The following is a 15169-nucleotide window of genomic DNA, read 5'->3' on the forward strand; positions in this document are numbered from 1 at the left end:
GCACACGAGTAACCCGCGCTCCGGCTATGCAGCGGATGTCATCCGATTTGCGGCTTCAGATAGCGGCAGGCTCATTGGGCGGAACACTGTAATGCGGTAACCAACCCGCGTATATCAGGGTGATCCACCGTCGAGACTTACTGCTACGTCGCCCTCAGGAAATTTAGCGTCCTGAAAAACCGAAAACCGATCTCTCTTGACACGGGAAGTCATATCAGCCGCAAGATTGTCGGTCACGAAGTTCAAGAGGTGGAAGCGGCAGAACTGGCGGCGTTGCTGATGCGGCGCGCGAGTCTGGCCGAGGGCTTGGCAGGACGCCCCCTGGTGCTGCATTCGGATAATGGCAGCCCAATGAAGGGCGCAACGATGCTCGCCACCTTGGAGAACCTGGGCGTGGTGGCCTCGTTTAGTCGGCCGCGCGTGAGCAACGACAACCCATATGCCGAGTCGCTATTCCGCACCTGCAAGTACCGGCCTGACTATCCGCGCCGCCCGTTCGGCAGCGTGGACGAGGCACGCACCTGGACGCAGCAGTTCGTGCGCTGGTATAACCACGAGCACAAACACAGCGGCCTGAAATTCATCACGCCGGCGCAGCGGCATAGCGGCGTCGCCACTGCGGTGCTCGCGCAACGCGAAGCTGTTTACGCGCAGGCCAAGGCGCGCAATCCGCAGCGGTGGTCCCGATCGACTCGCAATTGGAAATTGAAGGACGAGGTCTGGCTCAATCCGGAGCGAGTTCAGCCGACAGAATTAAAGCAGTCCGCGTGAAGTGACGTGACAACTACGTTGACAACCGCCGATTGGCGCCGCATAAGCAGTCGCGGAGGCTCGTCTCGCGGTTCGTCCCGACACGGCAATCGATGGACCTCGATGAGCTGGACATGAGCCCCTGCGGCGCCACGCGCGAGTGGCTGTAGCGCTGCAGCGCCAATGTAAATACTCCTGCCGCATCGGCCAGCGGCGGTTTGACCGCGGCGCGACAGTAGCCGGGCCCGGATGGACTGCGTTATCAGCGATGCGACGAACGTGGTCGAATTTACGTGCGTTGGAGGCGAGCGCGTCCCGCCAGCTCGCAGCGACAACGGGCGCAGGACTGACTGAAGCCCGCTGCCACGCAGGCACACCGCCAGACTGAACTGCACGGCCCCGCAGGCGCGCTAGCGCTACATGCCGAGGGCGTCGTGCATCTCGACCACCGGATCGTAAGTGCTAGCATAAGCATTCTGGGAGTTGCGCCCTCCGCAACCGGCGTACAAACTCGATGCCGCAAACTTGCAGTATCGGAAGCCTCTTCTCTGCCGTGGTGCGGAGTCGCCGTTTCATGCTTCGTACTTGAACGACAAAGATACCCGCGCCCGGTATTCAACGACCTTGCCGCTATCGACCCTCATGTCGAGCTTGCAGACCTCGGCGACTCGCAAATCACGCAGCGAGTTCGCTGCAATTTCCACAGCATTTTTCGCCGCATCCTCCCAGGAGGTTGTGCTGGTGCCGATAATTTCCGTGACGCTGTAGACGCTGGATTCGGTGTCTTGCTTGGCCATGATTCCCGCTCCTCTGGGTTAGGAGGCACGTTTTCCGCACCTCAATGATTTCATCATAGGCCGTCCTGCGAGCCACGCGTCGCTTGAAGTGGCAACGCGCGCTGCCAGAGTCCCGCCAGGATGCGGGCCAATTTCCAAGGGGGAGCCATGTTCGATTGCACACCAAAACGTCGACACGCCTGGCGGCCGGGCGCTAACGTGCACGGACTTTCTCGAACGGTCGTTGCGGCGTCGTGCCCTTACAGCGGCGCACAAAGGAGGCAGCCACAGGGACCCAGTCGCGTTGTCGGTATCGCGGATACGGCATTGTGGTGCAGATAGCGGAAGTCCAAAGTCCATCGTTTAACGGAACAGAACGCCGTTTCTCACTGTCGTGGTCCATAGAAAAGGAGGGGTCGCCGGCGAGCAGCATCGCAATCTTGCCGGAGCCGGTGAAATCTATGTCTGCCAGTGAAGCGTTGCGCATGCGAGGGAGCGCGCAGACGTTCACCGATTCCACGTTAGCTTGTGCAGAAGCGGAGTAGATTGGGGGCACCACGCCGAGCCGTTGTTGTTCATAGAGCCGCTGCTGCACCGCATCGTTCCGCTATCGGAGCAGGCGGAATTCGGCGGCGTGCAGTGCGGGGCGGAACGCGCGAGTCAAGCGATAATTTTTAGCTGTTGGACAGCACGCGCGTGAACAGCATGGGGAGGCCTCACGCATCTCAACCGCTGCCCGTAGACGCCTGCAGGGTAGCCGCTGTGGTCAAGCTCGCGCTCAGGCAATCGCCTGTTCCTCGTAGAATAGGCCTTGCTGCATTTGAGGCATTATTTACGAGGCAAGCATGGCCACGACCCGAAAGAGCAGAACAACCGCTCCGTAGCGAGATATTGAGCAGATTATGAATCGCCTTTGTCAACCGGCCTATAGGGGCGGGCTTCAGCAACAATACGTCCCATAGCGGCCCGTCACGAGCAAGAAATGCGGACGCCGCACAGGTTGGAGTTGGCGATGTCTACAAAGCGGAAGTCCGCATCGAGGAACGACAGTTCTGCGCCCGCGCGGTTGCGACAAGTACCCGGGCCGACATCAGGATGAGTTGACGCACACGGCTTATGACTGCGCCGATGTCGCGCGATTCAGCAGCGGCGCATTAGCGTTGGTCTGCTTCGCCTCCCACTGCACCGAGTCATGTCCGACAGCCCGGGCGGAAGTCATTTCCGCAGCTCGATGGTGTATATCGTCGCAGACCTGACTGCCGATGATGCTGACGGACGCACTGACCTGGCAATAGAGGGGCTCGAGCGAGAGTGCTATCGCGAACACGGAAGCGTGGCGTCGGCCCTCGGCTCCCCAAAATTCAAGTCCCCCATCCTGTCTGACCACAATCACCTCCTTCGCGCCGCCTTCCAGGTACGACGCGACCCTACGGTTCATCTCGCGCTGCCGGTCGCTATCGAGCAGCACTTCTACGCATAGGTCGGGTACAAACGGCACGGGGGTGTCACCATCAAGACCTTCCCATTTTTCGGGCGCCATCCATATCACGTCCGGTACCCGGATACCAAACGATGGCGTCATCACGGGCACTGACATGGCGGCAAGGTGCCCCATCTGCTCGGCCAGCTGACAGTAAATGTCTGTGAAGGCCAGCTGGCGCGTTCCCGACGGGCAACCATTCGCCACCACCTCGCCGAACCCGTTCAACTCGTACCGGTCGCGCATGGCATGTTGGTAAGCGCACGATCCAGCACACGGAATTGACGTCCCTGGGTGGTGGGGAGATGGCGTCTCACGACAGCGCGTCGATTGGTGAAGTTCGCGCCAATGCGCTGGTCAAATCAAACGGGGTTGCGTGCTGCAGCCGTGAGCTTCGCGAAGTTGAAGGGCAGCAGGTCTGTGACATCGGCATCCGGTGCGCGTTGCGGCAATTCGGTCAGCACATGCACGAGATATGCGTAGGGTTCGACATTGCAGGCTCGACACGTGAGCATCAGGCTGTAAACGATTGCGCTCGCTTTCGCCCCGGCAACAGTGTCACTGAACAGCCATGAGGATCGGCCTGTACAGAATGGTCTGATGTCGCGCTCGATGACGTTGTTGTCGACGGCGGCACGCCCGTCGCTCACGTAGCGGCAGAGATACGTCCACTGGTTGCGTGTATATGAGATTGCCTTGCCCAGCAGGCTTTCTGGCAGAACCTGCGGCGCCTGTTCGTCCAGCCACTTTCTGAACGCTTCGAGTAGTGGCACGCTGTGCTGCTGGCGCAGCCGGTATGTGTAGTCAACGCGCGTCTCGCCTTCGGGCATATCGGCTTTGGCCAGCGCCTCGACCTGATACAGCGCCTTGAAGTATTCCAATGCCTGCCCGGCGCGGCCGCCGGGTTTTTTCATGCCCTTGAGCGCGTCGACGAAGGCCCGACGGGCGTGAGCCAGGCAGCCGAAGTGGGTTGGTCCTTCGAGCGTACGCCAGGCGGCGTATCCGTCCGTCATCAGCAGATCTTCATAGCCGGCGAGGAATGCCTGAGGATATTCCTGCCCCCGCCCCGGCTGATAGTCGAACAGTACGACCGGCTCCGCACAGTCTTCGGCACTGCGGTAGACCCACATATACGATGTGCTCTGCGCGGTCTTGCCGGGCTCCTTGAGCACCTGCACCGTTGTCTCGTCGCCATGGATCAACGGCTGCGACAGCAGCGTCTTGCGCAATGCCTCATAGAGCCGGCGGTAATGCAGTTCAGCGGGCCGGATGATCCAGTTTGCCAGCGTGCCACGTCCGACTTCGATGTCTGCGCGCGCCAGTGCGTGAGCCATCCGGTATAGCGGTGTCCCGTCGACATACTTGCCGGCAGTAACGGTGGCGATCATCGCCGCACTGGCATTGCTGCCCGGCAATGGCTGCGCTGGCATCGGTGCGGTGATCACCGGCGTGCGTTCGGCATGGCGTTCGCAGTGGCGGCACGCGTACTTGAAGCGCACGTGCTGCAGCACGGACGCCTTCACCTCGATATGCAACTGTTCGCTGACCTCTTCGCCCATGCGGTGAAGTGCGTGTGCGCAGCATGGACAGATCTTCTGCTCTTCGGGCAGGTCGTATTCGATGCGCTGACGTGGCAGGTGCGCCGGCAGTGGTTTGCGTCCGGGCCTGTTCCGTGCCGCCCCGGGTACATCTGGCAGGCCAGTATCGGGCAGCGCGAACGTGCCTTCGGCATCGCCGGCGTCATCGTCGTCGTGGTCGGTGGCGGCGATCTGTTCGGCCTCGTCGAAGACACGAGCCCCGAGCTTCTCGCTACTCGGCGCGAAGCGCTTGCTCTGCGCCAGGCGGAACTGCTCCTCCAACTGGGCAATCCGTTCGCCCAGCTGCCGGTTGCGTGCCTCGAGTTCACGGATATAGGCCTGGGCGACCGACGGCAATCGGGAGAAGTCGTCTTCGTTCATGCTCCCAGGATAGCGAATGATTGCGCGCGACGGGTTTACGGGAATTTGTAACCGTCCACCCGCCCGTTGTTTTTACTGGGAACGCCCGGCGTTCAGCTCGCGTGATGGTACCGCCGTGCCGGATGGCGGCGCACTGCGTCAACGTCAATGCCCTCAAGGAGCCAATGCAGCTGTTCGGTCGTCAACTCGATCACAGCCTGTTGCCGACGTGGCCAGACGAAGTGGTCCTGCTCGAGGCGCCGCAGCATCAGCCAGAAGCCGGTGCGCTCGTAGAACAGTAACTTGACCCGGTTGCGTCTGCGATTGTGGAAGGCAAACACGGCACGTGCAAATGGGTCGAGTTGCATGGACTGCTCGACCAGTGCCACGAGGCTATTGATACCGGCACGGAAATCGATCGGCTCACGATGCAGGAAGACCTTAATGTTCGCCTCGAACCGGAACATCATTGGGCTCTCAGTGCGGCAATCATCGCGCTCACCAGTGCGGCGTCGCGCCCTGAGCATTCGAGCTCAAGCTTTACACCGTTGGGCAATCTGGCCGACAGGCGCGCAGCTTGTGTCGCCGGTGGCGACAGATCTGCGCGATCCAGTTCAGGCGTCGGCTGCGCAACATGTGTCGTCGGCGCCGCGTCGTCGATCGCGACGACCGGCACGAAGGCCGACAACCCGACAGCAGTGTTGAATCTCGCGGAGGAAGTCGACTGTTCGCGCAGCCGAACCCATTTGCGCAACTGGTTGGCGTTCACCCCAGCCTTCAGGGCGAGGCCAGACAGCGATGCGCCTGGCTGCAGGCAGGCGTCGACCAGTCGTCGCTTGTCTGACGGGTGGAAACTGCGCTTGCCGCCGACACCAACGCGTGTCACCCGCAAGGGCAAAAAGGTCAGGTCATTCTCGGTCATGGATTGCGTCCGCAAGTTTGGGTTGCGGACGCAATCGTGGACCTTCTCAAAGGCAGAAGCTAGGTGCGTGAAAACTAGCGCTTACGCATGTTGCGCGGTCGCGACAAGGCGATGCCATGCGGCAAGCAATCCGTTGCGGTCCAGCAGGATGGGCGTGTCCATGGTTGTCTCGCAGGGAAATTGTCCTAAGCGTATACCCTCTCCCTGTGGTTTAACAACGTGTAACACTTCATTCGTACTGTGCAGTGCACAATTAGAGCTCGGCCAGCAGCGTTATCGGGTGTCCGCAGCCGCACACTGCGGCTGTCAGTTTCCTTGCTACTGGAGGTCCTGCAGTCTAGTATTCAAGTAGTTTCTCAGGTTCGCTGTGCAGTGCGGCAGGAGGAAACCGATGAGAGCCAGGACACGACGTGCTGATAGGACATTGGGTGACGTCAACCGCGCCCGCACCTGCGCGGTGCTGAGGGCGGTCTCGACCCGGAATACAATGCGATTGGCAGCAACGGAAGGCACCACCGAGGCCGCCTTGCCACACGACGTCCAGCACCGCGAGTCACATGAGCCGTCAACGCAGATTCGTGTCCGTCGCAGGCCGAAGCGGGTGCTTAACTGAACTGGTGGGGACGCCCGCAAGTTGGCGGGGCCGGGCAGCGCCTTGAGGCAGTCAGCTTAGGGTGAGTTCTGCCCGCTGAGGAGTTCCAATATGAAACTTGACGCCGCCACTTTCCGGCAACTGCGTCGCCTGGCTCCCGTCCTCGACGACATCCTTAGCGCAGGCGAGGTCGAGTATGCAGACCAGGCTGTGAATCTCACTGCATTGGCAACCCTGTGCTCACAATTGTTTGACGCATACCGCCACCTGCATCCGAACGATACTGAGCAGGCATGCATCGACGCTCTCGAGTCGCGGTAACACACTTCCTCTGGACTGGCTCGCGGCTTCAGGTCATAGCGTTATACATAAGTCCTTAGCCGAGCCCGTCGCGGAGCGCGCGTAGCGTGTCAGCGGCAGCGAGTACCTGATCGAGCCCTCGCCAGATGGTCTTGGCACCCGGTTCACCGTCGCTCTTTCGGCCGAGGAAACCACCGATTTGCGCAATCAGCCGCACGACCTCATTCACAGTGGGCGGCGGCGTCGGCATCTTCTTTTTGGCCAGCAGGTGGGCGCCACGAATTTCGTCCGGATCGAAGAACAAGGCGGCATCCAGATCCGGACAGGTCCGGCCTTTGCGCATCAGATACGTCACACGCCATGCCACTACCAGGAACAAGGCCAGCGCACGCTCGATCCGGTCGACAGCGGCCAATTGCAGGGTCTCGACTTCGCAGCCGTTCTTGAGCACATGGAAATAGATTTCGATTTCCCATCGGGCCCGGTACCAATTGATCAGTTCGACCGCGTCTTCCTGGGTTGCGACGGCTCGGTTGGTCAGCAAACGCCACTCAATCGGCTTGATGCCAGCGGGCGCCCCCACTTCGCGTGCGATTACGCAGTGAACCTTGAGCTTGCCGCGTTCGCCGTCCACTATCTCGACTTCGCGAGCCCACAGTTGCTGGCGTACGGTGCGGCTCTTCTGAGTCTCGCGGGCGCCGGTCATGAAGGTGATTTCACCCAAGGGCTCAGCGCTGGTTGTACTCGCCCACAGCCTGGCGCCGTCACCGCCGGGCAGGCAGCGGTCATGTTGGGCGCGCACCAGCCAGTCCGCTGGCGTGCCCAGTTCGTGCGCCCGGCGCATCATTTCCACCATGTCCGCCTCGCGGTCGGCCACGTACACCAGTCGCGTGTGCGGCATGTCCGGCGCCATTTCCGCCACGCGCTCGTAGCCTTCGATCCAGCGCGTGCTTTCTTTCGGCCCAGGACGGACACCATCGGCGTCAAGCTCCTCGCGCGCCCACATCCATGCATCGAGCACGCCCAGCGGTTCGCGTTCGGTCGTCACCGCATAGGTCGGGTGCAAGTACAGCCCGCGCCTTGCTTCGTAGTTCAACGGCCCCAGACCGTCGATGTCCTGGCCGTTAAAATCAAGCTCGGTGGTGTCCTGGATGCACAGCACGACCGACTGGCTGCGCATGCGTTCCTGCGTGCTCGCCCAATGCGGCTCCAGGATGGCTTCCCAGGCCACATCCGTATTGCGCAAAAATCGGTACGCCGCGCACGTCTCGCTCCAGCTATCGCACGCCTGGGGGATACTGGCCGTCGGATTGGCCGCAAGTCGTTCCATCAATTTCTTTGCCCTCCTGTCCAGGCGGGCGTCGCCAAGGTCCAGCCCCGCAAATTCCTGCTCGATCCACTGCTGTGCCGCCTTCGTCACCGCGTCCGCCCAAATTACGAGAGTAGACGCGATCCGGCCAAAGTTTACAAGCACGGCTTTCAAGTCATTGAATGTAAACGGCTTGCTGGCGCGGGCGGCTGCCGCAGCGAGATGTGTATAACGCTATGGCTTCAGGTATCGCCGGTACAATCAAAGAACCTATCGCTTTGACCCAGAACATGACCGCACCTCCATGCGTACAGGACGATTTTCTGCAGACGCTCGCAAAGGACAAGACCACCGTAAACGTGTTCCTCGTGAGCGGTATCAGACTGATTGGCCAACTGGCCGGATTTGACCAGTTTGCAGTGCTGTTGGAGTCTGGCCCAGGCGTGCAACTTGTTTACAAACATGCCATTTCGACCGTGATGCCGGTCAATGGCAGGGGCCCGGCACGCGGTTCCGGCGCGGCGGTGAATCGGGACAAGCCGGACAACTTGTGAGTTCGGGTCCGATGAGAACTGTCATGACATGCTGTGGTCTACGCTTGACCTGCGCATAGTCAGGCGACGTCCACGTCGGGAAGGTCAGACAGGCGCGCACAATCCGTACTCTTCGGAACGATAACTCCGGCGCACCAAAGGGTCACGTCGCGTTCCAGTACGCCAAGCGAACTGGCCACCCGACTGGAAGTAACCTTTGCGCGCTTGATGGTCATGTCCAGCCGTGCAGCGAAGGCTCGCCTGGAACAATGGCGCCGCTAGCTGCGAAGTCGCATCAGCGTTCCGTTGCCGTTATTCACGGACGCTATCCGTCTCCCGCGACAACAGAGGCACGCCAGCGTCACTCACTCGTTGAAGAGGTCGCGGCACGGGGCGCCATATCGAACGTCGAGCGATGACTCGTCCATGAAAACGAGTCGCTTTACAACTCCACAATCCTGGACTTTTTGAACGGCGTCCCGTTTCACGAAGACGCCTGGACGTTCGTCGGGTAGAACCAGCTGCATCAACGGTCCGTATGTTTGCATGGCGTTGAAAAAGCTGGGTTCCGCAGAGGGCTCCGTCACCCCCAGCCAGTAAACCAGGGCTGCGCCAGGATTTCGGGCGTCGCGTGCAAGAAAGCGCAACGTCTTGCGGGTAGGCAGTATGACTTCCTGCGGGACAGAGGCTGGCCTGCCGCAACGGAATCAAACGCGGGTTAGCATTGCTGTCAGAGCCGCACGGTGCGGACGTGCCGCACCCGGCGATTTCCGACGCGGAGGCCAGCATGGAGCACGATAGCACTCTTTACGTGGGTCTTGATGTTCATAAGGATTCGATCACGGTCGCCTATGCCATTGGTTCGGGCGAGGTTGAACTGCTCGGCAAGATCGGTACTACACAGGCCGACGTGGAACGGTTGTGCAAGAGACTGCAATCTAAAGCGCGATGCGTCAGCATCGTCTACGAAGCCGGTCCGTGCGGATATGGGCTTTACCGGCAGCTTGTCCAGAAAGAATTCCAGTGCATGGTCTGCGCGCCCTCGCTGATTCCCCGCAAGCCAGGTGAGCACATCAAGACTGACAGACGTGATGCCGTCAAGCTCGTCCGATCGCTGCGTGCCGGCGACCTGTCGGCCGTATACGTCCCCAGCATCGACGATGAAGCATTCCGGGATCTGGCCCGCGCATGGGTGATTGCCAAGGACGACCTCAAGCGTGCACGGCAACGGGTAAAAGCCTTTCTGCTGTCGCACGGCGTGCGCTACACCGGCTCTGCCGACTGGGGGCCGGCGCACCGACGCTGGCTGAGCGCATACAGCTTCGACAGTGCGTGGCAGCAGTTTGCGTTTGAAGAGCTACGTCGCGCGATCGAAGACCGGCTCGCCCAATGTGACCGGCTGGAGTCCGCGCTGCGTGAGGCAGTCGTCAACTGGCGCTTCTATCCCGCCGTCCTGGGCCTGCAGGCAATGCGCGGTGTCCAGTTCACCACGGCAGTGGGCATGCTCGCCGAGCTGGGCGATCTCTCACGCTTCGTGCACCCACGCCAGTTGATGGCGTGGCTGGGGGTGACGCCGTCCGAGCACTCATCGGGCGGCAAGCGTCGTCAGGGCAGCATCACTAAAAGCGGCAACAGTTATGCAAGAAAGCTGCTAGTTGAAGCTGCATGGAGCTATCGCCACCCTGCGCGTGTGAGCCCCGATATTCAGCGTCGTCACGAAGGTCTGCCTAAACCGATTGTAGATCGAGCCTGGGACGCACAGGTGCGCTTGTGCCGACGCTATCGCAAACTCGTCGCGCGCGGCAAGCAGAAGAATATCGCCGTAGTCGCAGTTGCCCGTGAACTCAGCGGATTCATCTGGGACATCTGCCGGCTCTCCTTGTCGCTGGCCATACCGCGCGAGACACAGATGCCATGATGTACAGCAATGCCCTGCGTCTGCATCCACCGTAACGACACGTGCAGGAGTTTCCTGAAGGCGGCGTAGCCCGGCACACGAGTAACCCGCGACCAGGGTAGGCAACGGATCTCATCCGAATTGCGGTGGTAGGTAGCGGAAGGCTCATTGGGCGGACATCTGTAATGCGGTAGCCAATCCGCGGATATCAGCTTGATCCACCGTCGAGATTTACTGCTACGTCGCCCTCAGGAAATTCAAACATCGAAAACACAGAACCGATCATATTGACACGAGAAGTCATATCACCCTGGTAGGACGAGGGTTCGATATGCGGCGCATCGCACATGCCGGTCTCCGGTTGGTTGTCCGTACGTTTTGCGAAATCGGCCGCATTACGGCCCATTCATCGCGACGAGTGTCGGGCTTGTTACAGCGGCTTGATGTTGGCAGCCTGCTTGCCCTTCGGCCCCTGCTTCACTTCGAAGCTGACCTTCTGATTCTCCTGCAATGATTTGAAGCCGCTGCCCTGAACCTCAGAGAAGTGGGCGAACAGGTCTTCTCCGCCGTCGTCCGGCGTGATAAAGCCGAAGCCCTTGGCGTCGTTAAACCATTTTACTGTTCCGGTTGCCATATTCATTCCACGAAAGTTTAATGCCGCATTTTCGTTTGCTGTATTTCACAGCGCAGCGAATCAGGAGGAAGAGTCTTACCACGCTGACACCGTTTCTGCGCGTCACATCGGTCGTTAATGTGACGCGACTGGTCCTGTATTGAGCCATCAATGTGCGTGCCGCAAAGCGGCTTGAATCTCGTCGTCACCTTGTCAAAAACGCAGGCCGGGACCTCTAGCGACCTGCGCGGACCACGCGTCCAAAGAGGCCTCAACCCATATGAAGCCCACCGTTGAGCGAAAAATCAGCACCGGTCGCAAAGCCGGATTCATCGCCGGCAAGCCACGAGACAATTGACGCAATTTCCGACGCCTCCCCAAGACGGCGCACCGGAATGCCCTGAATGATTGCGTCCAGCACTTCGGGGCGCACCGCCCGAACCATGTCGGTTCCGATATAGCCTGGTGAGATCGTATTCACCGTGATGCCCTTTGTCGCTACCTCCTGCGCGAGCGACATCGTAAAGCCGTGAATGCCAGCCTTCGCTGTGGCGTAGTTGGTTTGGCCGAACTGTCCTTTCTGACCATTCACGGATGAGATATTGATGATTCGCCCCCACTCCCTGCTGACCATCCCCTCGATGACCTGCTTGGTCACGTTGAAGAGGCTCGTCAGGTTCGTGTCAATGACATCGTTCCAGTTCTCCCTGGACATCTTGCGAAACGTCCCGTCCCGCGTAATGCCGGCGTTATTCACCAGCACGTCAATCTCACCGACCGCTTTCTTCACTTTCGCGAAAGCGGCCTCTGTCGACTCCCAGTCGCTGACATTGCCCTCTGAAGCCGTGAAGGAGAACCCAAGCTCAGCCTGCTCGGCCAACCACCGTTCCCGTCGCGGCGAGTTCGGTCCACATCCGGCCACGACAGTTAGCCCGTCCTTGTGAAGCCGCTGACATATCGCAGTACCAATTCCACCCATACCCCCGGTTACGTAAGCGATTCGCTTTGACATGCTCTGCCCTCAGTTGCTGTTACGGTTAGGGAATAGAATAGTTTTCCTCGTTAAGTCACTCGGGACACCGACGTGGCGGCTTCGGTATGACTGCTTTTCCCGTGCGAAGAGCGACGCTCCCGTGTCCAGCGGCATCGCGGCCAGAGATTTTCACTCTTCTGCTCAGTCCGCCCTCTGCGTCCTGGCGTTCCGCGAGTGCAAGCTCTGGACGTTTTCGGGGCCTGCGAGCAGAGATGGGGCGGGAGGGCGCAGTGGGTGGCGCCTCTGGCAAGCGGCCACGCTCGATGAAGTCGAGAAGCACCTTCACTGCTTCAGGCTTCCCACGCTTTCCCAACCTATCAAGAAGTGCGCGCGCGAACGGCTCCAGGTCGTCGCGTCCGCGAGATGCCTCAAACAGGAGAACGGTTTCCCTTATCGCTGCCGCCATGCTTTCCGCGCACAGCGTGCTCGAAATTAGCGAGGCAGTTCGCGCCAGCTCCCTCTGGTAATGCCCGAGGCACCGCGCCTTAGCGGATGCGAGGTTGTGTTTGCCAGCTTTCAAAGCGCAACCCGACTCAACGGTAAATCCTGGTGGACTGGACTACCCGCAGGCGGCGTTCGTGCAGACGGGACGCCGAGCAGGAAGGGAGCAGCAAGAGGCATCCCGACCGACGGGAGGACTGCCTGACTTGCTGCGCGCGAGTATGCTCGCTAGACGAGGTGAGTCTGCCCGGTGCAGAGCCAGTGAATATCCAGATCAAGAGCAGCGGCGAGACGCGTACAGGCGTTCAGCGGAGGCACTGTGATACCGCTGCGCCAATACTGCACGTCGTCTTCACTCACGCCTAACCTCTTCGCTGCGTGGGCTGAGCTGATTCGGGCCCGTTTGAATGCCCTGTCAAGCTGTGCGGCCAACGCGCGCCTGAGGCGGTCGTCCTCGACGCTACGCTCGAGGTGGCCAATATTTTGTAGATGCCGATTCATCGCTCAGGTCTCTCAGCTTTATTCTTTATAGATTTCAGCGCCGGTTTGTCCGCGGCGTCGAGTGACGTTACTGGTTCGTCATGACAACCTCGTGACTCAATGTGGCGCCCCTACATCGCCTTGTCAGTACTCCGAAATTCTGTCCCGTCTGGTAGCACAACGATTTACCGCAACAAACATCGGCGTCAAGCGAAAAGCAGTTCCTGGAAAATCCGAACACAACATCAAGCGGTGAGCCGGACTTTTCCGCTTACGAAACGTGGCGAACCGCCCTCACGATGGCAATCACCCGTCCGTTGAAGCTCGATGCCAGCACTGTCCCCCTTGCCCAAACAGGGCGCCGTTAAGGCGATGGGGCCAATGACGCTTTCACGCCGGGTGCGGACGCTGCGGTCTCGCCCTCTAGCTTCCTCGATGCCTCCACCATTGAAGCACGACGCCGTGCACCAGCCTTCTGGCGAACCGGGTAGGTACCGCGTCGCGACCAGCAACTGAACGCGCGAGCGGAAACAACTCCGCACAACGTCGGAACGAGCATGACTGTACAAATTTTCTGCGGCGCTGCACAAGTCATCGTAAACACCAATATGTGGGAAGCCTGTACCGGTTGACTGCTGGGGCTTCTACTTAAAATTCATCTTCGCCAATGCCAGTAAGGCTTTCGGCGTCGACCTCCTAGGTCGCGCCTGATGCGTGCCGAAAGGTCATTGACATTCGCCCCAGCCGCTCTAGAATGATTTTGCTGCATCGCATTAATTGCTCGACGTTGTGGCTTTTGGTGGCTGATAGCTCGCGATTCCGTGCATCGGAACCTTGGGACGCTGGTCCCGCATCCTCTATGGAGTTAAAGATGAGCAGTATTCCCCCGGAACAAATCGTCGCTGCGCAGAAAGCTGGTGTTGACACAACATTTGGCATCCTGACCAAATCATTTGACGCCATCGAAAAGCTGGTCGGGTTGAACATGCTAGCAGTCAAATCAAGCCTCGCCGAAAATCAGGGAATCCTGGTCAAGGCGTTTTCGGCCGGAGCGCCGCAGGAGTTTTTCGCACAACAGGCAGGCCGGGCTCAACCCGCCATAGAAAAAGCACAGTCATACTGGCGCCACGTTTACGAAATTATCTCCAGCACTCAAGCCGAATTCGCCGCCGTCGCCGAAGCAAAAATCAAGCAGTTCCAGCACGATGCACAGGCATTTGTCGACAGCGTCGCGAAGAACGCGCCGGCGGGAAGCGAAAACGCCGTGGCTGCGTGGAAGACCTTCATCACCACGGCAAGCGAGACGGCGAACACGACGTATGAAGCTGCGAGCAAGGCCGCAAAGCAGGCGGTAGAGACTGCGGAGAGCAATATCAGCGCGGCGGCGTTGACCTCGGCCAAGCGGACTCGACAGCTTGCAGCACCGGTCGAAACCAGTGAGAAGTAGTCACGTTTTGTCGTAGCTCACTACTATCAAATCGTTCAGGCGAGCACCCCGCCCGCGTTGCTTGCGGGGTGGCCGCCTGTGGCGGTGCGAGGCGCCCGGTGCGCCTCGCACGCGGTCGCGGAACTCGTCTCCTGCGCCAGAAATTTTCAAGCGCCGTTGCGCAGGTCGCCTGCCGTAGCTTCGTTTGATTTCGTCCGGCATCCATCACGCGAAGCAACCACATTCTTCGAGGCCGCAGGTACATCGAGGCTTGTGCAACCGGGCAACGCCGAGCCGACGGTAAGGAGACTGAAGGAGGAGCGGATGAACACGGCAGAAAGGTCCCTGCGTTCGCTGGTTGAAAAATGGCTGACACCAGCTGCGGCGACGCCGATTCGGGTAACCCGATTCAGTCGCACAGGCTCTAGCCGCAGGCGTTACGTGCGCGTTGAGGCACAGCGACCGGAAGGTTCGGTTGGGCTTTTTTTCTTCCGGCACGATGACGGCACATGGCAGGTGTTCCCGCCCGGGACCCACGGGCCAGGAGTATGTGCTGGCGCTAGCGCCGTGTGATTGGGTCATCGCAGCAGTCTGTTTGTCGCATTGCTTGATTTCAAAATCCCGACCTATTTTTCATATTTTTCATATCAGTAAAGTTGGGCGCGACCGTTTTTCCGGAC

Annotated in this window: 13 protein-coding genes and 1 pseudogene; 5 read left to right on the forward strand and 9 right to left on the reverse strand. The window is 59.9% G+C overall.

Annotation, left to right across the window (positions count from 1 at the left end; genetic code table 11):
- Positions 1 to 216: 216 nt before the first annotated feature.
- A pseudogene (locus OKW39_RS27495) lies at positions 217 to 771 on the forward strand (transposase); the annotation flags it as partial.
- A 551-nt stretch (positions 772 to 1322) separates the two neighbouring features.
- On the opposite strand, the gene OKW39_RS27500 reads toward OKW39_RS27495, so the two are convergent.
- From OKW39_RS27500 to tnpA, 6 genes are all read right to left on the reverse strand, one after another.
- A complete protein-coding gene (locus OKW39_RS27500; RefSeq protein ID WP_429332161.1) occupies positions 1323 to 1547 on the reverse strand; it encodes a dodecin family protein in 225 nt (74 codons plus the stop codon).
- Positions 1548 to 1740: 193 nt separating this feature from the next.
- Positions 1741 to 2121, reverse strand: coding sequence for a hypothetical protein (locus OKW39_RS27505; RefSeq protein WP_429564089.1), 381 nt, complete (start codon positions 2119 to 2121; stop codon positions 1741 to 1743).
- 519 nt (positions 2122 to 2640) lie between these two features.
- Positions 2641 to 3252: a Uma2 family endonuclease gene (locus tag OKW39_RS27510; RefSeq protein WP_429564090.1), complete on the reverse strand. Its 612-nt coding sequence runs from the start codon at positions 3250 to 3252 to the stop codon at positions 2641 to 2643.
- A 116-nt stretch (positions 3253 to 3368) separates the two neighbouring features.
- Entirely contained in the window at positions 3369 to 4964 is a 1596-nt protein-coding gene (gene tnpC, locus OKW39_RS27515; RefSeq protein ID WP_429562207.1) for an IS66 family transposase, read from the reverse strand.
- 92 nt (positions 4965 to 5056) lie between these two features.
- Entirely contained in the window at positions 5057 to 5413 is a 357-nt protein-coding gene (tnpB, locus tag OKW39_RS27520) for an IS66 family insertion sequence element accessory protein TnpB (protein WP_429564091.1), read from the reverse strand.
- Positions 5410 to 5865: an IS66-like element accessory protein TnpA gene (gene tnpA / locus OKW39_RS27525; protein ID WP_429354897.1), complete on the reverse strand. Its 456-nt coding sequence runs from the start codon at positions 5863 to 5865 to the stop codon at positions 5410 to 5412. The genes tnpB and tnpA overlap by 4 nt, the downstream gene beginning before the upstream one ends.
- Before the next feature lie 703 nt (positions 5866 to 6568).
- Here tnpA and OKW39_RS27530 point away from each other — a divergent pair.
- Positions 6569 to 6778, forward strand: a complete 210-nt coding sequence (locus OKW39_RS27530) for a hypothetical protein (RefSeq protein ID WP_429564092.1) — start codon at positions 6569 to 6571, stop codon at positions 6776 to 6778.
- Positions 6779 to 6833: 55 nt separating this feature from the next.
- On the opposite strand, the gene OKW39_RS27535 is transcribed toward OKW39_RS27530, so the two are convergent.
- Positions 6834 to 8177, reverse strand: a complete 1344-nt coding sequence (locus tag OKW39_RS27535; protein ID WP_425199403.1) for an IS4 family transposase — start codon at positions 8175 to 8177, stop codon at positions 6834 to 6836.
- Between the two features lie 179 nt (positions 8178 to 8356).
- On the opposite strand from OKW39_RS27535, the gene hfq reads away from it, so the two are divergent.
- Together hfq and OKW39_RS27545 are read left to right on the forward strand one after the other, a co-directional pair.
- The gene (gene hfq / locus OKW39_RS27540; RefSeq protein ID WP_429332158.1) at positions 8357 to 8620 is read left to right on the forward strand and encodes an RNA chaperone Hfq; all 264 of its coding nucleotides are present in this window, start codon (positions 8357 to 8359) and stop codon (positions 8618 to 8620) included.
- A gap of 766 nt (positions 8621 to 9386) precedes the next feature.
- The gene (locus OKW39_RS27545; protein ID WP_090812607.1) at positions 9387 to 10517 is read left to right on the forward strand and encodes an IS110 family transposase; all 1131 of its coding nucleotides are present in this window, start codon (positions 9387 to 9389) and stop codon (positions 10515 to 10517) included.
- A 409-nt stretch (positions 10518 to 10926) separates the two neighbouring features.
- Here the strand turns inward: OKW39_RS27545 and OKW39_RS27550 are convergent, their stop codons facing one another.
- The gene (locus OKW39_RS27550; RefSeq protein WP_137333051.1) at positions 10927 to 11130 is read right to left on the reverse strand and encodes a cold-shock protein; all 204 of its coding nucleotides are present in this window, start codon (positions 11128 to 11130) and stop codon (positions 10927 to 10929) included.
- 250 nt (positions 11131 to 11380) lie between these two features.
- Complete coding sequence (locus OKW39_RS27555; RefSeq protein ID WP_429359855.1) at positions 11381 to 12121, reverse strand: 3-ketoacyl-ACP reductase; 741 nt, start codon at positions 12119 to 12121, stop codon at positions 11381 to 11383.
- Positions 12122 to 13934: 1813 nt separating this feature from the next.
- On the opposite strand from OKW39_RS27555, the gene phaP reads away from it, so the two are divergent.
- Positions 13935 to 14510 (forward strand): TIGR01841 family phasin, encoded by a 576-nt coding sequence (phaP, locus tag OKW39_RS27560; RefSeq protein ID WP_429332155.1) that lies wholly within the window; start codon positions 13935 to 13937, stop codon positions 14508 to 14510.
- Positions 14511 to 15169 lie beyond the last annotated feature (659 nt).

The organism is Paraburkholderia sp. MM6662-R1 (assembly GCF_050436245.1).
In the GTDB taxonomy this organism is placed as follows: Bacteria; Pseudomonadota; Gammaproteobacteria; order Burkholderiales; family Burkholderiaceae; genus Paraburkholderia; species Paraburkholderia tuberum.